Here is a 9373-nt window from a genome sequence, read left to right on the forward strand (position 1 = left end):
TGATTGTGCCTGACGACGGACGGACACTGGAAGTGAGCTGCGACGGACAGGTGTCGCTGCCGGTCAGCCCGGGTGATGAAATTCACATCTACCAGAGTCCGGATCACCTGCAGCTGATCCACCCGACAAGCTACAGCTACTACAACATACTGCGCGGCAAGTTAGGCTGGTCGAGCAAGCTGTTCTGAAATCAAACCTATGTCTTTGTTAAGCCAGCCTTGTGCTGGCTTTTTTCATGTCAGCAGAAATTTAACCTTAATCACAATTTTCACCATAAATCCGTTCACCGCCACTTTACTGTATGTAGATACAGTATATACTGTGCAAATAAACAGGTGTTGATTTAGACAGGTGAACACAGATGCTGGCACACATGACGATCTCTAATTTTGCAATTGTCAAAAATCTCGAGTTTGAAATGAAATCTGGGATGACAACCATCACAGGTGAAACCGGTGCAGGTAAATCTATAGCGATTGATGCCCTTGGCTTATGCCTGGGCGATCGTGCTGAAGCCAGCATGGTCCGCCCCGGTGAAGACAAAGCAGAAATTCACGCAACCTTCTCGCTGCGCAACAATCAGGCGGCCCGCCGCTGGCTGGAAGACAACGAGCTGATTGAAGGCGACGAGTGTATCCTTCGCCGTGTGGTGACCAAAGAAGGCCGCTCCCGTGGCTTCATCAATGGCAGCCCGGTGCCCGCCTCTCAGCAAAAAGCGCTGGGCCAGCTGCTGATCAACATCCACGGCCAGCATGCACACCAGTTGCTGATGCGCCCGGAACATCAGCAGGAAATGCTGGACAACTATGCCGGCCATCATGCCCTGATGGAAAAAGTCAGCAGTGATTATCAAGCCTGGCGGCATGCCAAAAATGAGCTGAACCGCCTGAGCCAGAGCCGTGCCGATAACGAGGCGCAAAAACAGCTGATCCAGTATCAGGTCAAAGAGCTCAATGATCTGGCACTGGGCGAAGACGAATTTGCTGAGATCGAAGAAGAGCACAAGCGCCTGTCCAATTCCGGCGATCTCGCGCTCACCAGCCAGCATGCCCTCGCCTTGCTGTACGAAGGAGATGAGGTCAATGCACTGCAGTTACTGCAGCAGGCCAGCCAGCAAGTGCTTGAGCTGGGCGAAATGGACAGCAAGCTCAGCACCCTCGCCCCCATGCTGGAAGAAGCCATTATTCAGGTACAGGAAGCCAGCCAGGAGCTGCGCGGCTATATGGACGATCTGGATATGGACCCGCAGCGTCTGGTCTATCTGGAAGAGCGTCTGGCGAAAATCATGTCGCTGGCCCGGAAACACTATGTGATGCCCGCGGAGCTGTGGCAGAAGCATCAGGAGTTGCTGCTGGAGCTTGAAAACCTGGACGGCGGCGACGAGAAGCTCGATGCCCTGGCCGATGCAGTAGAAGCCAAACGCCTGAGTTTTCTCGACAGCGCAGAAAAACTGAGCAAAAGCCGCCAGCGTTACGCCAAAGAGCTGAACAAAAAAATCTCGCACAGCATGCATGAGCTGAGCATGGAGAAAGCCATTTTCCAGATTGATATCCACAGCGATCCGGAACGTATGCTGACCCCGCTGGGTTTCGACACCATTACCTTTATGGTCTCTACCAACCCGGGCCAGCCCCTGCAGCCACTGGGCAAAGTCGCCTCGGGCGGTGAGCTGTCACGTATCTCTCTGGCCATCCAGGTGATCACAGCTCAGAAAGTGGAAACACCCAGCCTGATTTTCGATGAAGTGGATGTCGGTATCAGTGGCCCGACTGCGGCGATTGTGGGCCGTATGCTGCGTACTCTGGGCACATCGACGCAGGTGATCTGTGTGACCCACTTGCCGCAGGTTGCCGGTTGCGGGCATCAGCAGATGTTCGTTGCTAAAAAGACCGCCAAAGGCCAGACCGAAACCCAGATGAAAGCGCTGGATGAGAGCTCACGGATCAGCGAGCTGGCCCGCCTGCTGGGCGGCAGTGAGATCACAGAGCGTACACTGGCCAATGCCAAGGAATTACTGGTAGCAGCATGATCTGGCGCAGAAAGTTGCCGGTTAATCGCACCACTGATGCAACTTTCTGAACATTCCAGCGTCTGAACTCCCGCTTAATCTTTGCATTATGCGGGAGTTACCCACCTAGTGCTTTTACTTCTGCCACTAACTTGCTTATCATCACAAGCAGAACTGATTATTTTGCCGGGATGCTATGAACTGGAAAACTTTTGCCGCGTTAGCGTTGAGCGTCAGCCTGCTGGGCGGCTGCTCTTTGGTTGAACGCTTGGTCTACCGTATTGATATCAATCAGGGCAACTATCTTGATGAAAAAGATATCGATAACCTCAGATACGGCATGAATCAGGAACAGGTGCGTTATGTGCTTGGCTCGCCGATGCTGGTAGAGCCTGAATACCCGAACACCTGGTACTATGTGTTCTACCACAAACCGGGCCACGATGATCCGGAACAAAAAGATCTGGTTTTAACCTTTGATCAAAACCGCTTGCTGACCCGCATGACAGGGGATTATCAGCCAGGGCCGAATTTCAACGACCCGTTAAATTAAACGGTGAAACCTGCAGATTCAGCGCCAGAACACAAAAAAGCTCGCCAAGGCGAGCTTTTCTTTTTGTTATCCGACAGTAAATCCGACAGTAAATTGAACTGTGGCGGCGCATGAAGCGCTTTTAAGAGGTCGCATCAGGGCTCAGCACTGCTGCCCTATTCGTCTGTTGCGTCTGACGTATCTGACGCATCGGATTCCGGCACAGCGTCGCCTTTGGATTTCTTGGCCGCCAGGGCTTCCTGCTTGGCCTGCTCGGCGCGCTTGCGGCGGATCTCTTTCGGATCGGCCAGCAAGGGGCGATAAATCTCTATCCGATCCCCTTCATGCACTCTGGCATCCAGCTTCACCGTACGGCTGAACACCCCGACCTTGTTCTTTTTCAGGTCGATCTCCGGATACATTTCCAGCACCCCGGAGCGTTCAATGATCTCCTGCACGGGCGTATCCGGGGTAATCGCCAGCTTGATCACCCGCTGGGTATTGGGCAGCGCGTACACCACCTCAACATGGATCAGATTATTTTGCTCAGAGCTCATAAACTTCCCTGGCCCTCTGGGTAAAGGCATTCACCATGTTGCTGGTCAGCTCATGAAACACCTTGCCAAACACCGCTTCCACCAGCGCATTGGTGAATTCAAAATCCAGCTTCAGCTCCACTTTACAGGCATCGGTATCCAGCTCGGTAAAGTGCCAGCCACCCACCAGTTTACGGAACGGCCCTTCCACCAGCTGCATGCTGATCTTATGAATGCCTTCTAACTGATTACGAGTCACAAAGGTTTTTTTGATCCCAGCCTTGGAAACGTCTACTGCCGCCATCATATGTTCAGTAGAGCTTTCCAGAATTTTGGTGCCAGAGCATCCCGGCAAAAACGCCGGATAAGACTCAACATCGTTCACCAGGTCAAACATTTGCTTGGCACTGAACGGGACCAGTGCAGAGCGACTGATTTGAGGCATAGTTTCTCCTTAACCCAATATCGCTGGTAATGATACCATTAGTCGGCGATCTGCCAAAGATTCAGTGATAGTGTGTCTCCATGGCCTATTGCCTCTGGGAAAAACGTTCCCCTAACAACTTGAATCCGTATAATAAGAAGCTATGGCAAAGAAAAAACCAAACAAGCCGGGCAGCAACACCATTGCGCTGAATAAGTCTGCCCGCCATGAATTTTCAATTCATGATGAATATGAAGCCGGCATTTCGCTCCAGGGTTGGGAAGTGAAGTCCCTGCGTGCGGGTAAAGCCAACATTTCCGAAAGCTACGTGTTTATCCGGAACGGCGAGGCATTTCTTTCCGGCGCCACCTTCACGCCGCTCAATGCGGCCTCGACCCACGTGGTGGCAGAACCGACCCGTGTGCGTAAGCTACTGCTGAACCGCCGCGAACTGGACCGCTTAACCGGGGCGGTGAACCGCGACGGTGAAACCATTGTGGCACTTTCCATGTACTGGAAGGGTTCATGGGTTAAACTTAAGTTAGGTACCGCGAGAGGTAAAAAGCTTCACGATAAACGTTCAGACGCCAAAGACCGCGACTGGCAGCGCGATAAAGCGCGAATCATGAAGCACAGTTCGCGGTAGTCATTGACCTGGCAGAATTTTCTGCTAGTATTGAACACCTCACTGGGGCTGATTCAGGATTCGACAGGATCAAGAAGGCCCGTGGAGCATGCAGAGGTGCGGTTTGCCTCTTTAAAAAGCCGCAAAAAAATAGTCGCAAACGACGAAAACTACGCACTAGCAGCTTAATAACCTGCTCAGAGCCTGCCCTCCCTAGCCTTAGCTCGTAGGACGGGGAATCAGGGCAGTCAAACCCAAACGAGATCGCGTGGAAGCTTTGACCTGGGAGCGGAAGCGTTAAATTTAATTCAGGTGTGTCTCAGCATAGCGTGTTTGTTCGCAGTGCTTTGGCGAGATTAAAGACAAACTAAGCATGTAGCGCCATTGGTTAGACTGATTTTGGACGCGGGTTCAACTCCCGCCAGCTCCACCAAATCGTATACGAAGACATCTTCGAATGTCACAAAGCCCGCTAAGGTCCTGACCTGGCGGGCTTTTTGTTTTTGGGATGTTACTAAAATGACCTCACAATGACCTCACTTTAGTATTGAACATGCCCAAAAAGTAAAAATCAGTTCCCTTCAGCCAATTCCTTCCAGCTCACCTAACTTGTTGCTTTCTTTAGCAAGAGCGAGTCTCTGCCGTAACATCCCGGATGGCGAACCCTTAGCACTCATCCCAAAGACGTTAGGATCACCAAACACAATCAATGAATCTTTTGCACGAGATACAGCCACGTTCAGCATATTTGATCCAGCATCATAAAACTTACCGCTATCTTTATCGTTTTCCCCATAAACACTGGAAAACAATACAATGAAACGCTCGTCGCCTTGTAAACTATGTACAGTGCCCACGGTAATATTTTCTATCGAATGCTTTGTCAGCTCAGAGCGTATAAGTGCCGCTTGCTTGCTAAACGGCGTAATGATTCCAACGGCTTTGGACAGTACTACAGCATCAGTCTTATCCTTCAATTTCTCATCTTGCTGCCTGGCATACTCGACAATTTTTTTGCTCTGAGAAAACACCCAATCAGCAATGACTTGGGCTTCACCAGGGTTCCCACGACTGCCACCATATGAGCGAGAAGCAGAAACGACGGGTTCCATGGTCATCGTTCCCCAGGGAACGTCGTGCTTTGCATTTCCTCTTAATGGTTCAAGCACTCCTTGATAAACAAGATCGTTACAGTAACCCACAATGTCATTAAAACAGCGACGGTGTTCCGTCAGATATAAACCGCGCTGGAGCTGCTCAATTTGATGATAGCGACACTGCCTTTGGGCCACTCGCATCACATTACCACTGCTTACCAGCAAACCACTGTCCAGCCAGCTTTCGTAATCAGCGTCATCGCCGAGCAACCCATATAAAGCTAAGTTGGATCGGTCTACACCTGCAGGAATACTCCAAACAGGCTCAATCTGGTCGGTATCACCAACAATCAGTGCCTTTTTCGCTAAAGCAAAACTTGCTGCTGATACATCCGGCAATGCCTGACCTGCCTCATCGACAATCAGTAAATCAATTTCTTCCAACTGAGGAAGATCCTGCCAGACATTATCCTTGTACTCTCCGGCCATAAAGGTGCTCGGGACCATATAGAAAGTGGATACAAAGCAAGGTGTTAACTTTGCGTAGCGACGAAGCTTACGTAATAGCTTGAAGGGTGATTTCTTATCTGCATCATTCGACTCGACAAAAGACTTCGTTTCTTTCAACCAACGTGCTTCAAAGTAGTGTGTCGCTAATTTGAACAAGCGAAAACGGTAATAGCGGTCATTCAGCTCCTGCACCTGTTCCGGTTTCGTTTTACTGAACAGTTTCAAATGCTTCGCGGGTGCCATCCAGCACTCTAGCCTGCCCTGTTGCGTTAAAAAGTGGTCTAACGCTTTTTCCGCAGCCAGCAACTCTTTTTGCAAGCCGCTCGTTTGAGTCGCAATTTGAGTCATCTGCTGATTGATATACGATTCAACCTGATCATCCGAGCTGACCTCAATATGTCTGTCCCACTGATTGAGCAACCTTGCCGTTTTACGTTCTTCTTGCTTTCGTATATGAGGGAGCCAGATGAAACAACGGACCCACCAAGAACGTGATTCCCAAAGGCCATATAATTCATCTAACCGTTGTTTCTCTTGTTGATAGGCCTTTGCTTGCTCTTCTAATGCGACCTTGTTTTCCGTAATCGTTTCTCGTAAACCATCTAAAGAGCCGTATTTATTATCGATGAGACTTAATGCAGACTGCCAGTTTTCCAGAAAGTCGAAGCCCTGAGAAATTTGTTTTTTCACAATCAACATTTCACGGTGGAGTGCCTTCAAGGCATCATCCACCGACTGACATTCACTTTGCTGCCATTGGCCGACTTGATTCAAAAAGTGTGACTGCGCTTCTGTGATAAAGGTTTGTGTTTGCCATGCCTCCATACAGCCTTCCCCTTTCGGGCCTGCATAACGGTAGGGATTTTTTGAGTTCGCTTTGGCGCTTGAACAGAAATACAAACCATAGCTGTCGACTTCAGGCAACCATCGCCCCTTTAATGATTCATCCAGACCATCTTCATCAATGCGGGCAAAGCTTTCTAGTATGTTAGTCACAGCCTGATTGTTGTTTGAGGTCGCGACGATGAGCGGCGGTTCAGACTGATTTAACGCAGCCTGCGTCCATAGGTTGGCAACCACTGAACGTAGGAGAGTTGTTTTCCCTGTTCCCGGAGGCCCATTAACAGCCAGCACCTCACCATCAACTTGTTCAATAAAATGATGCAATGCATTGCGTTGTTTTACAGAAAGCGGAAACTCACCTGACATTTGCCCAAGGTGCTGTTGCGCTAGACTGACTGAATCTTGCTTGTTCTCAAAGGTTGAAAGCCTGGCATTCTTTCGCTCACTATAAGCCTGATAAAGTTTTGGGTAGTGTTTTCTATCGATCAGAAAATCCAGCAACTTCAGTAAATTAGCTTTTGCGCCAACAACTGGCGTATCAAGCTGAAATAAGCACTGAGCGCTTTGCGAAAAGTCATCTGAAACCAGAATCTCTGCGACTTGAGTCGATGCTTGCTCAGCTGAAGGTTCCCGAAAAGGTGTTCCTGTTGCGTGACACAACAGCCTTGCACAATAAGCCGTTAACTGTGGCCAATCTTCAACCCCCTCAAACGGGTGTTGCGTGAAAAATTCATCGATTTTCGCCATTTCAGTAAACGGCTCCGTTGATTCCTCCGAAGGCCCAATCCAGATGCGAGGGATCCAAGGAGCTTTTTTTGTGGGTTGAAGTGTGCCGTCACGGTGCAAATTAGCAAACACGACCAAAGGCAACAGCACCGTCCGTTTTCGCTGATCATGAGCACCCCCTTGGTATTTGAGATAATCAACACGAGGGAAAATCACAATTTCAGACTGCTGCAAGGGTTCCTTGTTTTTCCCCTGCCTTGCATCCAGAATTTGTGCCGCCAAATTCGGATTGATTCGTCCCTGCTGCCAAATCGATTGGTCGAATGCCAGATACGCATCTTTGGGATCTTGTTTCTTGTCCGGCCCCAACACCGGAAGAATATCCTTGTCTTCTGGGCATAGCCTGTCGGCATCGATAAGTGATTGGCGAAAGTAACGGCTGATTTGCGTGTGATATTGGCTCATCCCTGATCCTTCTCGTTTGAATCTCATTGTGTCAATCGATCCCTGAGGGCTGTTTTGGCAAGAATTTTTACGCGCCAGCTTCTTATAAATCCATCCAATAATCAACAGATCTCATAACCGATCATGAGTGACACATCTCTGATTCCTGTTCCGGAACAATCAAACACACTAAAAAGCACCACACTCAATCTGTTATCCAAACCATGATGCATACTTTGCACTCCCTATCAGACACCGCCGGAATCCTTCTGTATAATCGCCGGCAGTTTAACTTTGGCTAGTTCCGAGATTCTTCATGACCAACAATAATTTCTCTCAAACCGCGGCTTTTATCTGGTCGGTGGCTGACCTGCTTCGCGGTGATTTCAAACAATCTCAATATGGACGGGTCATCCTGCCATTTACACTGCTGCGTCGTCTGGAGTGTGTACTGGAGAGCAGTAAAGACGCGGTGGTTACCGAATATCAGCGTATTCAACCGATGAAACTGCCGGAAGAAGCGCAGGAAAAATTCCTGCTGCGTGCAACGCAAACGCCGCAAAACGCGGATGGTCTGGCTTTCTTTAATACCTCGCCAATGGATCTTGGCAAGATGGGCCAGACCAACATCAAGTCGAATCTGGAAAAGTATATTCAGTCCTTCTCGAAAGACGCGCGCGAGATTTTTGAGCACTTTAAGTTTGATGAGTTTGTGGGTTTGCTGGAAGACGCCAACCTGCTGTACAAAATTGTGAAGAAATTTGCGACCACCGACCTCAGCCCAAAGACCATTTCGAACCATGACATGGGCCTGGTGTTTGAAGAACTGATCCGTCGCTTCGCAGAATCTTCCAATGAAACGGCAGGTGAGCACTTTACCCCGCGGGATATCGTGCGCCTGACCACCTCACTGGTGTTTATGGAAGACGATGAAGCCCTGACCAAAGATGGCATTATCCGCACCATTTACGACCCGACAGCAGGAACCGGTGGCTTCTTATCCTCCGGGATGGAATACGTTCATGAGTTAAACCCAAATGCCGTGATGCGTGCCTTTGGGCAAGAGCTGAACCCGGAATCTTACGCGATCTGCAAAGCCGATATGCTGATCAAAGGTCAGGATGTCAGCCGTATCAAGCTGGGCAACACCCTGTCGAACGACCAACTACCTGCTGACGCATTTGATTACATGCTGTCAAACCCACCGTTTGGGGTTGACTGGAAAAAGATCGAAGAAGAAATCAAAGCTGAGCATCTGCAGAAAGGCTTTGATGGTCGCTTCGGGCCGGGCTTACCCCGTGTTTCCGACGGATCGCTGCTGTTTTTGATGCACCTGATCAGCAAAATGCGTGATACCCGCAGCACCGACGGTGCTGTGACTGACGGCGGCCGTATCGGCATTATCCTGAACGGCTCTCCGCTCTTTACCGGCGGGGCCGGCAGTGGTGAAAGTGAAATTCGTCGTTATATTCTGGAAGCCGACCTGCTGGAAGCCATTGTCGCGCTGCCGACCGACATGTTCTACAACACAGGCATTGCGACTTATGTTTGGGTGCTGACCAATAAGAAAGCTCCTGAACGCAAAGGCAAAGTACAACTGATCAATGGTGCCAACTTAAGCAGTAAAG

At 49.7% G+C, this 9373-nt stretch carries 7 protein-coding genes, 1 other RNA gene and 1 pseudogene; 6 read left to right on the forward strand and 3 right to left on the reverse strand.

From position 1 onward, the window contains the following. From ppnK to bamE, 3 genes and pseudogenes are all read left to right on the forward strand, one after another. Positions 1-188 (forward strand): annotated as a pseudogene (gene ppnK, locus P0Y67_RS21545) (NAD(+) kinase); the annotation flags it as partial. Between the two features lie 173 nt (positions 189-361). After that, a complete protein-coding gene (recN, locus tag P0Y67_RS21550) occupies positions 362-2029 on the forward strand; it encodes a DNA repair protein RecN (protein ID WP_342393524.1) in 1668 nt (555 codons plus the stop codon). Between the two features lie 175 nt (positions 2030-2204). After that, entirely contained in the window at positions 2205-2561 is a 357-nt protein-coding gene (bamE, locus tag P0Y67_RS21555; RefSeq protein ID WP_342393525.1) for an outer membrane protein assembly factor BamE, read from the forward strand. A gap of 155 nt (positions 2562-2716) precedes the next feature. Here the strand turns inward: bamE and P0Y67_RS21560 are convergent, their stop codons facing one another. Both P0Y67_RS21560 and P0Y67_RS21565 read right to left on the reverse strand, forming a co-directional pair. After that, the gene (locus P0Y67_RS21560) at positions 2717-3097 is read right to left on the reverse strand and encodes an RnfH family protein (protein WP_342393526.1); all 381 of its coding nucleotides are present in this window, start codon (positions 3095-3097) and stop codon (positions 2717-2719) included. Continuing rightward, positions 3087-3521 (reverse strand): SRPBCC family protein, encoded by a 435-nt coding sequence (locus tag P0Y67_RS21565; protein WP_192016943.1) that lies wholly within the window; start codon positions 3519-3521, stop codon positions 3087-3089. The genes P0Y67_RS21560 and P0Y67_RS21565 overlap by 11 nt, the downstream gene beginning before the upstream one ends. 142 nt (positions 3522-3663) lie before the next feature. Here P0Y67_RS21565 and smpB point away from each other — a divergent pair, with 142 nt between their 5' ends. Together smpB and ssrA are read left to right on the forward strand one after the other, a co-directional pair. Further along, positions 3664-4146 (forward strand): SsrA-binding protein SmpB, encoded by a 483-nt coding sequence (smpB, locus tag P0Y67_RS21570; protein ID WP_192016942.1) that lies wholly within the window; start codon positions 3664-3666, stop codon positions 4144-4146. 44 nt (positions 4147-4190) lie between these two features. Continuing rightward, positions 4191-4558: a transfer-messenger RNA gene (ssrA, locus tag P0Y67_RS21575) on the forward strand. A gap of 148 nt (positions 4559-4706) precedes the next feature. On the opposite strand, the gene P0Y67_RS21580 is transcribed toward ssrA, so the two are convergent. Next, a complete protein-coding gene (locus tag P0Y67_RS21580; RefSeq protein ID WP_342393527.1) occupies positions 4707-7766 on the reverse strand; it encodes an AAA domain-containing protein in 3060 nt (1019 codons plus the stop codon). Between the two features lie 295 nt (positions 7767-8061). On the opposite strand from P0Y67_RS21580, the gene P0Y67_RS21585 reads away from it, so the two are divergent. Beyond that, positions 8062-9373, forward strand: a 1312-nt coding sequence (locus P0Y67_RS21585) for a type I restriction-modification system subunit M (protein WP_342393528.1), incomplete at its 3' end; no start/stop codon positions are given.

The sequence above is a fragment of the Photobacterium sp. SP02 genome (assembly GCF_038519165.1).
Lineage (GTDB): Bacteria > Pseudomonadota > Gammaproteobacteria > Enterobacterales > Vibrionaceae > Photobacterium > Photobacterium halotolerans.

Bases quoted from the DNA above. Each gene is read 5' to 3' on its own strand.
- recN (WP_342393524.1), top strand. From the start codon at position 362: ATGCTGGCACACATGACGATCTCTAATTTTGCAATTGTCAAAAATCTC.
- bamE (WP_342393525.1), top strand. From the start codon at position 2,205: ATGAACTGGAAAACTTTTGCCGCGTTAGCGTTGAGCGTCAGCCTGCTG.
- P0Y67_RS21560 (WP_342393526.1), bottom strand. From the start codon at position 3,097: ATGAGCTCTGAGCAAAATAATCTGATCCATGTTGAGGTGGTGTACGCG.
- P0Y67_RS21565 (WP_192016943.1), bottom strand. From the start codon at position 3,521: ATGCCTCAAATCAGTCGCTCTGCACTGGTCCCGTTCAGTGCCAAGCAA.
- smpB (WP_192016942.1), top strand. From the start codon at position 3,664: ATGGCAAAGAAAAAACCAAACAAGCCGGGCAGCAACACCATTGCGCTG.
- P0Y67_RS21580 (WP_342393527.1), bottom strand. From the start codon at position 7,766: ATGAGCCAATATCACACGCAAATCAGCCGTTACTTTCGCCAATCACTT.